Here is a 15943-nt window from a genome sequence, read left to right as displayed (position 1 = left end):
TGCGGCGGCGGGAGACAGAAGAGAATGGGGCGATTTACTGGATTATTGTGATCAAAAATGAAAAGTGGGATCTAAGTTTTGTCTGGGTAAAGACCCGGCGTCGCTGCGCTCGGCCGGGATAGGATTGCCGCGTTAGCCCTGAGGGGACGATGGCAGTGAGGCAATCCAGCGCATGGCCAGCTGCGGCCACGCGGCGGCGGGCAACCCTTTCGCCCCACGAATACCAAAACCGTGCTTGCCTTCGGCGAACAGATGCAGCTCCGTTGGTACCTTATGGGCTCGCAGGGCGTTGAACATCACCAGTGAGTTATCCACCGGCACCGACGGGTCATCAACCGCGTGCATGATGAAGGTTGGCGGCGTCTGCGCGTTTACGTTCAGCTCCGGCGAGTAGCGTTTGATTTGCCCGGCGTTCGGCGCGTCGCCAATCAATGCCTTGCGTGAGCCAGGATGGGCGATGGCTTTATCCATGGAAATGACCGGATAACCGAGCACCACGAAATCAGGCCGGGCGCTGTGCTTGTCGATGGCATCGAGCGGGGTATACACCGGCTCGTCGTAGCGCGTTTCAAGGCTTGCCGCCACGTGTCCGCCCGCTGAAAAGCCCATCACGCCAATCCGATGCGGATTGATGTTCCACTCCCCAGCGCGGGCGCGCAGCGTACGCATCGCTCGCTGGGCATCCGCCAGCGGGGCGTTTGCGCCCTCAGCGTGGCCATCGGCCGGCATCCGGTAGGTCATCACAAACAGGGTATAGCCCTGGGCATTAAACGGGGCGGCTAAATCGCTGCCCTCTTTATCGAGCACTACCCGCTGGTACGACCCGCCAGGGGTAACCAGCAGCGCCACGCCGTTAGGGCGCTCAGGGGCGTAAACGGTAATTTCCGGTGCGCGAATGCCGCTGACGGCACGGTCGGGCAGCGTGGGGTCTTTGCTGCGCTCTACCAACGAGAAGCTGACCGGGCTGTTTTTCGCGCCCGGCGCTTCGCCGCCGGGCCAGAATGTGAATGTGGGCAGGGCGGCGAAGGCCGTCTGGGCGGAAAAGAGCAGCGCCATGGTGGCGGCCAGCGGTAAGCGAATCATAAGCATCTCCCAGGGAAAACGCTTATTTATCATTCATTAAACGGGGAGAACGCGAAATGATTCACAAAACGGTGTTTCATAAATAGAGAAACGAAACGCTGTGCGGCTGAGCAGATAACGCTGAGGGGAGAAATAGGCGCAGCGCCATTAAGCTGGCGCTACACCGTGCCGGAGGCGGCGAAAATGCCTTCTCCGGCGGAGAGCAGATTACGCGCGGGTCGCCAGCAGAATGGCCGAAGCTTTGATTAAGGCAATGGCGCGGCTGCCGGCAGCCAGCTTCATCTCGTGCTGACTTTCGTTGGTGATCACCGCCACGATATCAAAACCGGCATCGGCTTTGATGTGTACCGTTGCATTGACCGCGCCTTCAGTCACCTGGGTGACCTGGCCAGCAAACTGGTTGCGGGCGGAGAACTTCAGGCCACAGTCTTCGGTCGCCAGGGTCACCCACGGCGCTTTAATCAGGGCAATGGCTTCCTTACCATTGGCCAGACCCAGCGCTTCTTTACTGCTGTGAGTGACGATAGCGACCAGTTTTGCCCCACCCGGCAGGGTCAGTTCGACTTCGTCGTTGACCGCGCCGGTGGCGACTGCGCTAATGATCCCGGTGAGTTGGTTACGTGCTGAAACTGCCATACGATACTGCCTCCATTCACTGTTTATCGAATCAGCGGTCAGTATAGCCACAGCCATTACATTAGTGCATCTTTATCAATGCCCAGGCGTTTCATTCGGGAGAGCAATGTTGTGCGCTTGAGCCCCAGCCGCTGCGCCGCGCCTTTGGCACCAGCGACAACGCCGTTGGTCTCTTTCAGTACGCGAACGATCAGCTGATATTCGTCCTCACCTTCTTTTGCCGCCTCGGCGACCGGCGCAGCTTCTGGCTCTTCACTGGCAAACGCCAGTTCAGGCATCGACAGCTGCAAGACGCTGCCGCGGGTCAGCAGCACTGCCCGCTCAATGACGTTTTCCAGCTCACGGACGTTACCCGGCCATTCCATCTGGCAGAGCGTACGCAGGGTTTCGGCCGGAATGCTGTCGATATTGCGCCCCAGACGGCGGGCAATTTTGAAGGTGAACGCTTTCACCAGCAGCGGGATATCTTCCGGACGTTCGCGCAGCGGTGGCAGGTGGATCGGGAAAACGTTCAGGCGGTAGTAGAGATCGCTACGAAATTCGCGATCCAATACCATCTGTTTGAGATCGCGGTTGGTGGCGGCGATCAGACGAACGTCGGTCTGGATCAGCTTGTTGCTGCCCAGCCGTTCAAACTCTTGCTCTTGTAAGACGCGCAGCAATTTTGGCTGCAACTCAAGCGGCATATCGCCGACTTCATCGAGGAACATCGAGCTTTTATCCGCCAGCTCAAAGCGGCCAATGCGCTGGGTGCTGGCGCCGGTGAACGCGCCGCGTTCGTGACCGAACAGATCGCTCTCCAGCAGGCCGGCCGGCATGGCGGCGCAGTTCATTTTCACCATTCGGCGGCCGTTACGTCCGCTCAGATTGTGGATAGCGCGGGCAATTAACTCTTTCCCGGTGCCGGTTTCACCGAGGATCAGCACCGTGCTGTCGCTGGGGGCCACCATCTCAACCTGCTTGAGGACGTTGAACATCGCCTCGCTGCGGCCGATGATTTCACCAAACTCGCCGTCCACGTTGTTCAACTGTTCGGTCAGCGCCAGGTTTTCGTCCACCAGACGTTCCTTCAGGCGATGAATTTCCTGATAGGCGAGGGCGTTATCGACGGCAATCGACACGCGTTCCGCAATCTGCTTGAGCAGCTTGAGGTTAGCGGCGCAAAAGACTTTTTCATCGCACTGGGCAAGCTTCAATACGCCGAGCATCTTGTCGCCGGACATCAGCGGCAGCAGGCACAGCGTCTGGATTTTATCGTCCCACATCTCAAACAAATGACGCTCGTACGGGGCGAGCTTGTCCTGTTCGTTGAGATTGAGCATCAGCATTTCCTGGCTCTTGAACACCCGCTCGGTCAGGGTGCCTGACTCATTGACTTCGCTCTGATCGTGGACCGGATCGTTGACGTCGATATAGTGCGTCGAATAGATGTTCAGCTTGCCTTTGCGGTTGCTTTGCAGCACCACGCTGATGGCGTCGATATTGAAGTAGTAGTGGATCTCTTTGGCCACCGCGCTTACCAGCTCGTCCATATCCAGACGTGACAGCACGGCGTTGGTGATAGCCACCAGAATGCGGAAGTTATCGCGCTCGTGACACAGCAGATCGTAATCGACGTTATTGGTCACCCGGCTTTGAATCTGCTCGGTGACGACGGCGATGATTTGCGTAAAGGTGTGCAGGCGCTGGTACTCTTTTTCCGTCCACGGCTGGTCGTTTTGGCGGATAAATTCGCAGCCGCCAAAAATGCGCCCTTCGGCCGCCAGCGGCAGCAGGCAATAGTGGCCGAATGGGGAATAAAGCTCGCTTTTGGCCAGCTGCGGCCAGGCTTCGCTGAATTCGCTGTAGCTACAGTGCAGCGCATCGAGACGCGACAGTAAACGTCTGACGGGGCCGTTAGCCAACAGATTATCGTCTTCGTAGGCCAGCGTAATGCCGGCGTCACGCGTCGCATAATAGCCCGCCCGCTGGTTGCCCGGCTGTAGCAGAATGATGGCCGCGCTGTCCGCTAGCGCAGATTGTTTCGCCAACTGTGCCAGCGTTTCGCTGAGCGCGGCGAGATCGGGTTGTTGGAGAAGCGTCCGGGTAATATCGAACAGCCCCTGCTGCCCGAGATCGCCCATCGGTGTATACGACATGTTGCTTGCCTATAAATGCGCCACATGGGGCGCAAGAAATAATAAAACCCGCCGTATTTCGCGCGGCAAGGATTGGCTGCTCCGGGTTTCGCTGAGCGGCGGATTCCTGCTGCGCGAAATCCATAAGGTTTAATAATAATAATAAAATTCAGACCTTGAGAGGTCTGTTAACAAATTCGGGGAAGCGGCTCCGCATGAGGGAGGTCTAATGTCCGTTTCACGCCGTACAGCCCGGCAACGCGTACTCCACGACGTTCAGTGACTTCGCCAATGATAGCGGCATCACAGCCCAAAGGATGGGCGCGCAGTGTTGCCAGGGCTTCATCGGCCGCTTCCCGGCTAACGCCGATGACCAGTTTACCTTCATTAGCGAAGTTAAGCGCGTCCAGTCCTAATAATTCGCACACGCCGCGCACAGAATCCTTAAGCGGTAAATTCTGTTCGTGGATTTCAACCCCGTACCCGCTGGTGGCGGCAAACTCGTGAGCTACGGCGTTAACGCCGCCGCGGGTGGCGTCGCGCAGCGCTTTGACGCCAGCAATCGGGCGCAGGCTCTGAATCAGCGGCGTTAACACCGCGCAGTCGCTTTGCAGCTCGCCGTCGAGCCCCAAATGTTCGCGCAGGTTGAGGATGGTGGCCCCGTGGTCGCCGAGCGTACCGCTGGCAATCAGCACATCGCCGGGGGTTAAGGTTGCCGCGCCCCAGTGAATGTCTGACGGAATTGAGCCCATTCCGGCGGTGTTGATGAACAGCTTGTCCGCCGCGCCGCGGCCCACTACTTTGGTGTCGCCGGTGACGATAGCAATATCGGCAGCTTTAGCGGTAGCCGCCATGCTGTTGACCACCGCTTCGAGCGTCGCCATCTCCAGCCCTTCTTCAATAATAAAACCGCAGGAGAGGTAGCGCGGAACGGCGCCGCTGACCGCGACATCGTTGGCGGTGCCGCACACGGCCAGCTTGCCGATGTTGCCGCCGGGGAAGAACAGCGGGTCGATAACGTAGCTGTCGGTGGAGAACGCCAGTCGGTCACCGTGGGCGGTAAGCGTGGCCAGCGAAATTCGCGCCTGATCTTCCTGCTCTGCCAGCCATGGGTTATTGAAGGCCTTCATAAACAGGCTGTCGATCAACTGCTGCATGGCCAGGCCGCCGCTGCCGTGGGCTAACTGAATGCTGTTCATACTTCTGCCTCCTGACTGCGATATTGATACCAGGCGGCGCAGGCTCCTTCAGAGGAGACCATCAGCGCGCCGAATGCGCTTTGCGGATTGCAGGTCGCGCCAAACAGCGGGCACTGATGCGGTTTACAGCGCCCGGTGAGCACGTCACCGCAGCGGGCGCGCGGGTCATCGCACACGCGCTGCGGCTGCGGTTTAAAATGCGCTTCGGCATCAAAGGATTGATAGGCTGGCGTCAGCTGTACGCCGGAATCATTAATTAACCCCAGGCCGCGCCATTCACTGTCGCCTTTGACCGCAAAGACCTCGGCAATCGCCCGCTGCGCCAGCAGGTTGCCATCGTCCGGCACCACGCGGCGGTATTGGTTTTCAACACAGCTGTGGTCGGCAATTTTTTGCTCCACCAGCATGTTCACCCCTTGCAGCAGATCGACAGGCTCAAAGCCTGCCACCACCAGCGGACGATGATAGTCGCTGGCAATAAATCCGTAGGCGTGGGTACCGATAACCATGCTGACGTGCCCCGGCGCGAGAAACGCGTCGATGCCGTTATCCGGCTGATCGAGCAGGCTACGCAGCGTTGGGATGAGCGTAATGTGCTGGCAGAAAAAGAAGAAGTTGCTGACGTTGTGCGCTTTTGCCTGTTGCAGCGTGATGGCGGTGGTCGGCATGGTGGTTTCGAAGCCTAAACCGAAGAACACCACTTTGCGATCCGGGTTTTGCTGCGCCAGTTTTAGCGCATCCATCGGCGAATAGACGATACGAATATCCGCACCGCGCGCTTTGGCCTGCATCAGCGAACCGTTTTTCCCCGGGACGCGCATGGCGTCGCCAAAGGTGCAGAAAATCACCTCGGGATGGCTGGCGATTTCAATACAGGTATCGATACGCCCCATCGGCAGCACGCACACCGGGCAGCCAGGGCCGTGGATAAACTCGATATTTTCCGGCAGCAGCTGGTCGAGGCCGAATTTGAAAATCGCGTGGGTATGACCGCCGCACACTTCCATAATGCGCAGCGGGCGCTCGGCGGTATAGGACAGCTGCTGCGCGCGGGATTTCAGGTGCGCGATAAGCTGCATCACCTGTTCCGGTGCACGGTACTCATCAACAAAACGCATTACCGTTCCTCACCGAACAACAGCGCGCCGACGTCCGGCTCGACTTCAAACATATTTTCCAGCGCCGCCAGGGTGTCGCGCGCCTCTTCTTCGTTAATGATGCTCATGGCAAAACCCACGTGTACCAGCACCCATTGGCCAATGCGCGATTGGCCGTTTTCGTCCACCGCGCCGACCAGCGTCAGATCGACGTCGCGCTTAATCCCGCAAACGTCGACTTTTGCCTGTACGCCGTCAATGGCGGAGATTTGTCCGGGAATGCCTATGCACATCGCTGCGTCTCCAGCCAGGTTAACCATGTATCCATCCCTTCGCCGCTGGTGGCGGAGATAAGGATGATTTCAATATTCGGATTGACTTCACGGGCGCAGGCGATGCACTGCTCGACGTCGAAGTTCAGGTACGGCAGTAGATCGACTTTGTTCAGCAGCATCACCGAGGCAGCGGCAAACATATGCGGATATTTCAGCGGCTTGTCTTCGCCTTCGGTGACCGACAGCACCGCCACTTTATGGCGTTCGCCAAGGTCAAAGCTGGCTGGGCATACCAGGTTGCCGACGTTTTCGATAAACAGAATACCGTTGCTTTCCATCGGCAGACGCGGCGCGGCATCGGCAATCATCTGCGCATCGAGGTGACAGCCTTTACCGGTGTTGACCTGAATGGCCGGCGTGCCGGTGGCGCGAATACGCGCGGCATCGTTGACCGTCTGCTGGTCGCCTTCGATGACCGCACAGGACACGCTGTCCTTCAGGCGCATCAGGGTTTCGGTGAGCAGGGTGGTTTTACCGGAACCCGGGCTGGAAACCAGGTTTAGCACCAGCTGTTCGCGAGCGGCAAAGCGCGCGCGGTTACGGGCGGCAATCTGGTTGTTTTTATCCAGCACGTCGATTTCCACTTCCAGCATCCGCCGCTGGCTCATGCCCGGCGCGTGGGTCCCGGCTTCACCGTGACCGTAGTGCAGGTCGCCATTATCGGCCGCCTGCGGCTGGAATTCCTGGGTTCGAACGCCGGTAATCGACAGGGCCGGACGGCCTGCCGGTGCGAAGGGGGCGCTGCGGAACAGGGAATGCGGGTTACGTTCATCGCCCTCTATATAGAGGTTGCCTTCGGCACAACCACAGGTGCTACACATACTTTACTCCTGATCAATTTCAATTCGCTGAATCTGTAAACCGTCGTCGGCGACGATGCGCAGGTTGTCGCTGTTGCACTGCGGGCAGCGGCGCACATGTATCGACACCAGCTGGACATACTGCTGACAGGCTTCACACCAGCACTCCGCCTCTTGCTCTTCAACGTGCAGTTCACAGCCTTCAGCCAGCGTGCCGCGGCACACCAGGTCAAAACAAAAGGTCATCGCGCTGGTCTCGACGCAAGAAAACGCGCCGACTTTAATCCAGACGCCGGTAACGCGCTTTGCGCCGTTCTGCGCGGCCTGCTGTTCAACAATCTCCAGCGCGCGCTGGCAGAGCGTAATTTCGTGCATGACGCCTCCTGTTTTCATTACTCGCAGACGTAATGCAATAACGATGCCAGAGATTGAAATGGTGCGTTAAAGACTGTCGATGACGATGTCACTTTGACGAAATGACATGTCACCGCAGACATGTCATTTATATAAAAATTATTAAAATCAGCATCTTAAAAATATGGCATGAAAAGTGCTTAGAAGGCTTGTTTCTATTAACCGGGTAACCGACATGACTATTTGGGAAATTAGCGAGAAGGCCGACTTTATCGCCGATCGTCACCGCCGCCATCAGGATCAATGGCGCGTGTACTGTAACTCTCTGGTTCAAGGGATCACGTTGTCAAAAGCGCGTCTGCATCACGCCATGAACTGCGCGCCGGAGAAAGAGCTGAGCTTCGTGCTGTTCGAGCACTTTGTGGTGTCCGTGAGCCTGTCCGAAGGCTTTAACAGCCACACCGTGGAGTACTACGTAGAAACGCGTGATGGCCTGAATAAAGAGTGCGTTGCACGCGCCGAGCTTAACACCAGCGGCTTTATCGACGGGACCGTCAATATCCGCGACCGCGAGCAGGTACTGGAACACTACCTGGATAAAATTTCTCCGGTATACAACACCTTGTATGCCGCGCTTGAGAGCGACAGCCCGGTCAATTTCGGCCAGTTGGCACGTGAACCTCAACGGGCAAATCTCGCCTGAGTTATCGGTGTGTCGACGGGTGTCGAAATGACACCTGCTCTGCATGATTTCGTCAAAAATGACTATCACCTGAGGAAGACCTGGTGAATCGTTTTGTAATTGCTGACTCTACCGTCTGTATTGGTTGCCGTACCTGTGAAGCGGCCTGCGCGGAAACGCATCGCCATCACGGCCTGCAATCAATGCCGCGGCTTAGAGTAATGCTCAATGAAAAAGAATCCGCGCCGCAGATGTGTCACCACTGCGAAGACGCGCCGTGTGCCGGGGTTTGCCCGGTAAATGCCATTACCCGCGTTGATGGGGCCGTACAGCTCAACGAAAGCCTGTGCGTGAGCTGCAAACTTTGCGGCATTGCCTGCCCGTTTGGCGCCATTGAATTTTCCGGCAGTCGCCCACTGGACATCCCGGCGAATGCCAACTCCCCGAAAGCGCTGCCTGCGCCGCCGGCTCCGGCACGCGTCAGTACGCTGCTGGACTGGGTGCCTGGCGTACGTGCTATCGCGGTGAAATGCGACCTGTGCCATTTCGATGAGCAAGGGCCGGCCTGTGTTCGAACCTGCCCAACGAAAGCGCTGCACCTGGTCAATAACACCGACATCGCCCGTGCCAGCCGTCGTAAACGCGAGCTGACCTTCCACACCGATTTAGGCGATCTGTCGCTGTTCCAGACGCAACAAGGAGAGGTGAAATGAGCGTGATGACCCTAATCAATAGCGCGGTAGCGTGGTTCGCTTTTGCCGCAGTGCTCTCCTTTTTGCTGTCGTTCAAGAAATCCCTGAGCGGTCTTGTGGCCGGGATTGGCGGTGCGCTGGGTAGCCTGTGCGCGGCGCTGGCCGGGATTCAGGTGCTGATTCACGCCTTTCCGGTCATCGGCCAACTGTCGCTGGTGCACTACAGCGTGGTGGTCACGCCGCTGAACGCGGTGTGGTTGATTGCGCTAGGTCTGTGCGGGCTGTTCGTGAGCCTGTACAACATCGACTGGCATCGTCATCCGAACGTGAAAAACAATGGCCTGCTGGTCAACGTGCTGCTGGCGGCCGCCGTTTGCGCGATCGTTGCGGAAAGCTTTGGCTCCATGGTGGTGATGGCCGAAATCATGGCCCTGTGCGGTGCCTTCCTGACCGGCTGCATCACCTCCGGCAAACTGTGGTTTGCACTGGGTCGTCTTGGCACTCTTCTGCTGGCGATTGCCTGCCTACTGCTGTGGCAGCGCTACGGCACGCTGGATCTGGCGCTGCTGGCTGAACGCGCGCAGATGCTGCCAATCGGTTCTGATATCTGGGTGCTGTGCGTGCTCGGCTTCGGCCTGCTGGCTGGCATTATCCCGCTGCACGGCTGGGTGCCTCAGGCGCACGCCAACGCCAGCGCACCGGCGGCGGCACTGTTCTCCGCGGTGGTGATGAAAGTCGGGCTGCTCGGTATCCTGACCATTTCGCTGCTGGGCAACTCGCAGCCGCTGTGGTGGGGCATTGCGCTGCTGGTTCTCGGCATGATTACCGCTTTCGTCGGCGGCCTGTACGCGCTGATGGAACACAATATCCAGCGTCTGCTGGCGTATCACACCCTGGAAAATATCGGCATCATCCTGCTCGGTTTAGGCGTGGGCGTTACCGGTCTGGCATTACAACAGCCGGTGATGGTGGCGCTAGGTCTGGTGGGTGGTCTGTATCATCTGCTCAACCACAGCCTGTTTAAAACCACGCTGTTCCTCGGCGCGGGCGCGGTCTGGTTCCGTACCGGCCATCGCGATATCGAGAAGCTGGGCGGCATTGGTAAACGCATGCCGATGATTTCACTGGCGATGCTGGTTGGCCTGATGGCGATGGCGGCACTGCCACCGCTGAACGGTTTTGCCGGCGAGTGGGTTATCTATCAATCCTTCTTCAAACTGAGCAATAGCGGCGCGTTTGTCGGCCGCCTGCTGGGGCCGCTGCTGGCCGTTGGCCTGGCAATTACCGGCGCACTGGCGGTGATGTGTATGGCGAAAGTGTATGGCGTGACCTTCCTTGGCGCACCGCGCACTAAAGAGGCGGAAAACGCCTGCTGCGCGCCGCTGCTGATGGCGGCAAGCACCGTGGTGATGGCGCTGCTGTGCATCATCGGCGGTGTTGCCGCGCCGTGGCTGCTGCCGCTGCTGGGTACCGCCGTACCGCTGCCTATCGAAACCGCTCACACCGTGGTCTCTCAGCCGATGATTACGCTGCTGCTGATTGCCTGTCCGCTGCTGCCGTTCATTATTCTTGCGCTGCTCAAAGGCAACCGCCTGCCAAGCCGTTCCCGCGGCGCGGCCTGGGTCTGTGGTTACGACCACGAACAGTCAATGGTCATTACCGCACACGGCTTTGCTATGCCGGTAAAACAGGCCTTTGCCCCGGTACTGAAATTGCGCCAGTGGCTCAACCCGGTCTCCCTGGTTCCGGGCTGGCAGAACGCGGCGGCTGCACCGCTGCTCGCCCGTCTGGCGCTGGTTGAACTGGCGGTGCTGGTCGTGATTGTCATCTCTCAAGGAGCCTGAACATGACGGTCTTATTTGCTTTATTGCAGGCGCTGGTGCTGTTTGCCGTCGCGCCTCTGCTTTCCGGCATCACCCGCGTGCTGCGCGCACGGTTGCATAACCGTCGTGGGCCGGGCGTGATGCAGGAGTATCGCGACATCATCAAACTTCTGGGCCGTCAGAGCATTGGCCCGGACGCTTCCGGCTGGGTCTTCCGCCTGACGCCGTTTGTGATGGTTGGCGTGATGCTGACTATCGCCACCGCGCTGCCGGTGGTGACCGTAGCCTCACCGCTGCCGGGTCTGGGCGATCTGATTACGCTTATCTACCTGTTTGCCGTGGCGCGCTTCTTCTTCGCCATTGCCGGGCTGGATACCGGTAGCCCGTTCACCGCCATTGGCGCCAGCCGTGAAGCGATGCTCGGCGTGCTGGTCGAGCCGATGCTGCTGCTGGGTCTGTGGGTGGCGGCGCTGGTTGCCGGTTCAACCCATATCAGCAATATCACCGACGCCATCTACCACTGGCCGGCCAGCCGCAGCATTCCGCTGGTGCTGGCGTTCTGCGCCTGCGCTTTCGCCACCTTTATCGAAATGGGCAAGCTGCCGTTCGATCTGGCGGAAGCGGAGCAGGAGCTGCAGGAAGGCCCGCTGTCTGAATACAGCGGCAGCGGTTTCGGCGTGCTGAAGTGGGGCATTAGCCTGAAACAGCTGGTGGTGCTGCAAATGTTTGTTGGCGTCTTTATCCCGTGGGGCCAGATGACCAGCTTTAGCGTTGGCGGTCTGGTGCTGGCGGTGATTGCCGCCATCGTCAAGCTGGTGGTTGGCGTGCTGATTATTGCGCTGTTCGAAAACAGCATGGCGCGTCTGCGTCTGGATATCACCGGCCGCATCACCTGGACCGGGTTCGGTTTGGCCTTTTTAGCATTCGTCTCCTTGCTGGTGGCGTGATAAGAGAGTTTTGAGCATGTCTGAAGAAAAAGTGGGTCAACACTACCTCGCTGCGCTGCACCAGGCCTTTCCTGGCGTAGTGCTGGATGAAGCCTGGCAGACCAAAGACCAGTTAACGATTACCGTGAAGGTCAACTACCTGCCGGAAGTCGTCGAGTTTCTTTACTACCAGCAGGGCGGCTGGCTGTCGGTGTTATTCGGCAACGATGAACGTAAGCTGAACGGTCATTACGCCGTCTACTACGTGCTGTCGATGGAAACCGGCACCAAATGCTGGGTAACCGTGCGCGTAGAAGTTGACGCTAACACCCTTGAATACCCGTCCGTCACGCCGCGCGTGCCGGCGGCGGTATGGGGCGAGCGTGAAGTGCGCGATATGTACGGCCTGATCCCGGTCGGCCTGCCGGACGAACGTCGTCTGGTGCTGCCGGACGATTGGCCGGACGAGCTGTATCCGCTGCGTAAAGACAGCATGGACTATCGCCAGCGCCCGGCCCCAACGACCGATGCCGAGACCTACGAGTTCATCAACGAACTGGGCACCAAGAAAAACAACGTGGTGCCAATTGGCCCGCTGCACGTGACCTCCGATGAACCGGGCCACTTCCGCCTGTTTGTTGACGGCGAAAACATTATCGACGCCGACTACCGTCTGTTCTATGTCCACCGTGGCATGGAAAAACTGGCGGAAACCCGTATGGGTTACAACGAAGTGACCTTCCTGTCCGACCGCGTGTGCGGCATCTGCGGCTTTGCCCACAGCACCGCCTATACCACTTCCGTCGAGAACGCGATGGGCATCGTGGTGCCGGAACGTGCGCAGATGATCCGCGCCATTCTGCTGGAAGTTGAACGCCTGCACTCGCACCTGTTGAACCTCGGCCTGGCCTGTCACTTCACCGGCTTCGACTCCGGCTTTATGCAGTTCTTCCGCGTCCGTGAAGCCTCCATGAAAATGGCGGAAATCCTCACCGGTGCGCGTAAAACCTATGGCCTGAACCTGATTGGCGGTATCCGTCGTGACTTCCTGAAAGATGACATGATCCAGACTCGTCAGCTGGCGCAGCAGATGCGCCGCGACGTGCAGGATCTGGTGGATATTTTGCTCAGCACGCCAAATATGGAACAGCGCACCGTCGGTATCGGCCGTCTGGATCCGCAAATTGCCCGTGACTTCAGCAACGTCGGCCCGATGGTTCGCGCCAGCGGCCACGCCCGCGACACCCGCGCCGATCACCCGTTTGTCGGTTACGGTCTGCTGCCAATGGAAGTGCATAGCGAGCAGGGCTGCGACGTTATCTCGCGCCTGAAAGTGCGTATCAACGAAGTGTTCACCGCGCTGAACATGATTGACTACGGCCTCGATAACCTGCCTGGCGGCCCGCTGGCGGTGGAAGGTTTCACCTACATTCCAAACCGCTTTGCGCTGGGCTTCTCCGAAGCACCGCGCGGTGACGATATCCACTGGAGCATGACCGGTGACAACCAGAAGCTGTACCGCTGGCGCTGCCGCGCGGCGACCTACGCCAACTGGCCGACCCTGCGCTATATGCTGCGCGGGAACACCGTCTCCGATGCGCCGCTGATTATCGGTAGCCTCGACCCTTGCTACTCCTGTACCGACCGCATGACCGTGGTCGATGTGCGTAAGAAAAAGAGCAAGGTCGTGCCGTACAAAGAGCTTGAGCGCTACAGCATCGAGCGTAAGAACTCGCCGCTGAAATAATTGGGCCTTTGTGTGAGGGCCCCTCACCCCGACCCTCTCCCCATAGGGGCGAGGGGGAAGGGCAGAGCGCGTGCGTATTTACTGGCTACGCCGTTCTGTCCCCTCTCCGTTGTAGGGAGAGGGCTAGGGTGAGGGTAAAACACCGCACACAAGCTGGGAGCAACTATGTTTACCTTTATTAAAAAAGCCATAAAAACCGGCGTCACGACATCCTCCTATCCGCTGGAGCCGATGCCGGTTGATAAAAACTTTCGCGGCAAGCCGGAGCACAACCCGCAGCAGTGCATTGGCTGCGCGGCCTGCGTCAACGCCTGCCCGTCAAACGCCCTGACGGTGGAAACCGACCGCGTGACCAACCAACTGGCGTGGCAGTTCAACCTCGGCCGCTGCATCTTCTGCGGTCGCTGCGAAGAAGTGTGCCCGACGGCGGCCATCAAGCTGTCGCAGGAGTATGAGCTGGCGGTGTGGAAGAAAGAGGATTTCCTCCAGCAGTCGCGCTTTGATATCTGCAACTGCCGCGTGTGCCAGCGTCCGTTTGCGGTGCAAAAAGAGATTGATTACGCCATTGCGCTCCTCAAACACAATGGCGACAGCCGCGCGGAAAACCACCGCGAGAGCTTTGAAACCTGCCCGGAATGTAAGCGTCAGAAATGTTTGGTGCCTTCCGACCGTATTGACCTGACTCGCCACATGAAAGGGGCTATCTGATGAGCAACCTAATCGGGCCACGCGACGACAACGGCATGCCGGTGCCGATGACGGTAGATGAGTCTATCGCCAGCATGAAAGCGTCGCTGTTAAAAAACATCAAACGTTCCGCCTACGTTTACCGCGTAGACTGCGGCGGCTGTAATGGCTGTGAAATCGAAATTTTCGCCACGCTGTCGCCGCTGTTCGATGCCGAGCGCTTTGGTATCAAAGTGGTGCCATCGCCGCGTCACGCTGACATTCTGCTGTTTACCGGGGCGGTGACCCGCGCCATGCGTTCACCGGCGCTGCGCGCCTGGCAGTCCGCGCCGGACCCAAAAATCTGTATCTCCTACGGGGCCTGCGGCAACAGCGGCGGTATCTTCCACGACCTGTACTGCGTCTGGGGCGGCACTGACAAAATCGTGCCGGTCGATGTGTATATCCCAGGCTGCCCGCCAACCCCTGCGGCGACGCTGTACGGTTTCGCCATGGCGCTGGGCCTGCTGGAGCAGAAAATCCACGCCCGTGCGCCGGGTGAACTGGACGCACAGCCGGCAGAAATTCTGCATCCGGATATGGTCCAGCCGCTGCGCGTGCAGATTGATCGCGCCGCGCGCCGTCTGGCCGGATACCGCTATGGTCGCCAGATTGCCGATGACTATATGCTGCGTCTGAACCAGGGCGATGCCCAGGTTCAGCAATGGCTGACCACGGAAAACGATCCGCGTCTGACGGAAATCGTCACGCAACTGAGTCACGTAGTAGAAGAGGCACGTATTCGATGAGCGAACAGGTGGTGTTCAGTCAACTGAGCCGTAAATTTATTGATGAGAACGATGCCACGCCCGATGAGGCGCAGCAGGTCGTTTATTACAGCCTGGCGATTGGCCACCACCTCGGGGTCATCGACTGCCTCGAAGCCGCGCTGACCTGCCCGTGGGACGAGTATTTGGCGTGGATTGGCACGCTGGAGGCGGGCAGTACGGCGCGGCGAAAAATGGAAGGCGTGCCGAAGTACGGCGAAATTGTTATCGACAGCAACCACGTGTCGATGCTGGCGAACGCGTTTGATAAAGCGCGTGCGTCACAAACGCCGGCGCAGAAGGAGTGGAGCCAGTCGATGCTCAATATGCTGCACGCCATCCACCAGGAGAGCGCTATCTATCTGATGGTGCGTCGCCTGCGCGACTGAATTTTAACGATTGAGGAATGACCATGACTGACGTTTTACTCTGTGTCGGCAATAGCATGATGGGCGATGACGGCGCGGGCCCGCTGCTGGCAGAAATGTGCGCGGCCCAGCCGAAAGGGGCGTGGGTTGTGATCGATGGCGGCAGCGCGCCGGAGAATGATATCGTCGCTATTCGCGAGCTGAATCCGTCGCGCCTGCTGCTGGTGGATGCCACCGATATGGGGCTCAATCCCGGCGAAATACGGATTATCGATCCGGACGACATCGCCGAGATGTTTATGATGACCACCCACAACATGCCGCTGAACTACCTTATCGACCAGCTTAAAGAGGATGTGGGGGAGGTGATTTTCCTCGGCATTCAGCCGGATATCGTCGGTTTTTATTACCCGATGACCCAGGCGATTAAAGAGGCGGTGGAAGTGGTTTATCAGCGTCTTGAAGGCTGGGAAGGGAATGGCGGTTTTGCGCAGCTGGAAGCGGAGTGTGAAGACGAGGCGTAGTTTTTCCCTCTGCGTTGTGCCGGGCGAAGGGGGTAAGGCACCGCGCTAAACCCTCACCCCAGCCCTC

General features: G+C 58.6%; 17 protein-coding genes. 9 read left to right on the top strand and 8 right to left on the bottom strand.

Annotated elements, in window-relative coordinates; all coding sequences use genetic code 11:
- Positions 1–132: 132 nt before the first annotated feature.
- The 8 genes from LZ634_RS15185 to hypA form a co-directional block, all read right to left on the bottom strand.
- Positions 133–1083: an alpha/beta hydrolase gene (locus LZ634_RS15185; RefSeq protein ID WP_234506775.1), complete on the bottom strand. Its 951-nt coding sequence runs from the start codon at positions 1081–1083 to the stop codon at positions 133–135.
- A 207-nt stretch (positions 1084–1290) separates the two neighbouring features.
- Positions 1291–1719: a TOBE domain-containing protein gene (locus LZ634_RS15180; protein ID WP_234506773.1), complete on the bottom strand. Its 429-nt coding sequence runs from the start codon at positions 1717–1719 to the stop codon at positions 1291–1293.
- A 56-nt stretch (positions 1720–1775) separates the two neighbouring features.
- A complete protein-coding gene (gene flhA / locus LZ634_RS15175; protein WP_234506771.1) occupies positions 1776–3857 on the bottom strand; it encodes a formate hydrogenlyase transcriptional activator FlhA in 2082 nt (693 codons plus the stop codon).
- A 167-nt stretch (positions 3858–4024) separates the two neighbouring features.
- Positions 4025–5035, bottom strand: coding sequence for a hydrogenase expression/formation protein HypE (hypE, locus tag LZ634_RS15170; protein WP_234506769.1), 1011 nt, complete (start codon positions 5033–5035; stop codon positions 4025–4027).
- Positions 5032–6153: a hydrogenase formation protein HypD gene (gene hypD / locus LZ634_RS15165; protein WP_234506767.1), complete on the bottom strand. Its 1122-nt coding sequence runs from the start codon at positions 6151–6153 to the stop codon at positions 5032–5034. The genes hypE and hypD overlap by 4 nt, the downstream gene beginning before the upstream one ends.
- Positions 6153–6425, bottom strand: coding sequence for a HypC/HybG/HupF family hydrogenase formation chaperone (locus LZ634_RS15160; protein ID WP_035892574.1), 273 nt, complete (start codon positions 6423–6425; stop codon positions 6153–6155). The genes hypD and LZ634_RS15160 overlap by 1 nt, the downstream gene beginning before the upstream one ends.
- Complete coding sequence (hypB, locus tag LZ634_RS15155; protein WP_234506765.1) at positions 6416–7288, bottom strand: hydrogenase nickel incorporation protein HypB; 873 nt, start codon at positions 7286–7288, stop codon at positions 6416–6418. The genes LZ634_RS15160 and hypB overlap by 10 nt, the downstream gene beginning before the upstream one ends.
- Positions 7289–7291: 3 nt before the next feature.
- Positions 7292–7642 (bottom strand): hydrogenase maturation nickel metallochaperone HypA, encoded by a 351-nt coding sequence (gene hypA / locus LZ634_RS15150; protein ID WP_234506763.1) that lies wholly within the window; start codon positions 7640–7642, stop codon positions 7292–7294.
- Positions 7643–7856: 214 nt separating this feature from the next.
- Between hypA and hycA the strand changes: the two genes are divergently transcribed.
- The 9 genes from hycA (at position 7857) to hycI (ending at position 15876) form a co-directional block, all read left to right on the top strand.
- Entirely contained in the window at positions 7857–8324 is a 468-nt protein-coding gene (gene hycA, locus LZ634_RS15145; RefSeq protein ID WP_234506762.1) for a formate hydrogenlyase regulator HycA, read from the top strand.
- A gap of 83 nt (positions 8325–8407) precedes the next feature.
- Positions 8408–9016 carry a 4Fe-4S dicluster domain-containing protein gene (locus tag LZ634_RS15140; RefSeq protein ID WP_061284731.1) on the top strand — a complete coding sequence of 203 codons (609 nt, stop codon included), beginning with the start codon at positions 8408–8410 and terminating at the stop codon, positions 9014–9016.
- A complete protein-coding gene (hycC, locus tag LZ634_RS15135) occupies positions 9013–10839 on the top strand; it encodes a formate hydrogenlyase subunit 3 (protein WP_234506759.1) in 1827 nt (608 codons plus the stop codon). Before LZ634_RS15140 ends, hycC begins: the two co-directional genes overlap by 4 nt.
- Positions 10840–10841: 2 nt before the next feature.
- Positions 10842–11765, top strand: coding sequence for a respiratory chain complex I subunit 1 family protein (locus LZ634_RS15130; RefSeq protein WP_061284729.1), 924 nt, complete (start codon positions 10842–10844; stop codon positions 11763–11765).
- Between the two features lie 16 nt (positions 11766–11781).
- Complete coding sequence (hycE, locus tag LZ634_RS15125) at positions 11782–13491, top strand: formate hydrogenlyase subunit HycE (protein WP_234506757.1); 1710 nt, start codon at positions 11782–11784, stop codon at positions 13489–13491.
- Between the two features lie 165 nt (positions 13492–13656).
- Complete coding sequence (locus LZ634_RS15120) at positions 13657–14199, top strand: formate hydrogenlyase complex iron-sulfur subunit (protein WP_052282189.1); 543 nt, start codon at positions 13657–13659, stop codon at positions 14197–14199.
- The gene (locus LZ634_RS15115) at positions 14199–14966 is read left to right on the top strand and encodes an NADH-quinone oxidoreductase subunit B family protein (RefSeq protein ID WP_234506754.1); all 768 of its coding nucleotides are present in this window, start codon (positions 14199–14201) and stop codon (positions 14964–14966) included. Before LZ634_RS15120 ends, LZ634_RS15115 begins: the two co-directional genes overlap by 1 nt.
- On the top strand, positions 14963–15373 hold the full coding sequence (locus LZ634_RS15110) for a formate hydrogenlyase maturation HycH family protein (RefSeq protein ID WP_234506752.1): 411 nt from the start codon (positions 14963–14965) through the stop codon (positions 15371–15373). Before LZ634_RS15115 ends, LZ634_RS15110 begins: the two co-directional genes overlap by 4 nt.
- Before the next feature lie 23 nt (positions 15374–15396).
- Positions 15397–15876 carry a hydrogenase maturation peptidase HycI gene (gene hycI / locus LZ634_RS15105; RefSeq protein ID WP_234506750.1) on the top strand — a complete coding sequence of 160 codons (480 nt, stop codon included), beginning with the start codon at positions 15397–15399 and terminating at the stop codon, positions 15874–15876.
- Positions 15877–15943: the final 67 nt, after the last annotated feature.

This window comes from Kluyvera intermedia (assembly GCF_021440345.1).
GTDB classification, from domain to species: Bacteria; Pseudomonadota; Gammaproteobacteria; order Enterobacterales; family Enterobacteriaceae; genus Kluyvera; species Kluyvera intermedia_A.
The sequence above is the reverse complement of the archived record's forward strand: the minus strand, read 5'-3'. Positions and strand labels throughout refer to the sequence as shown.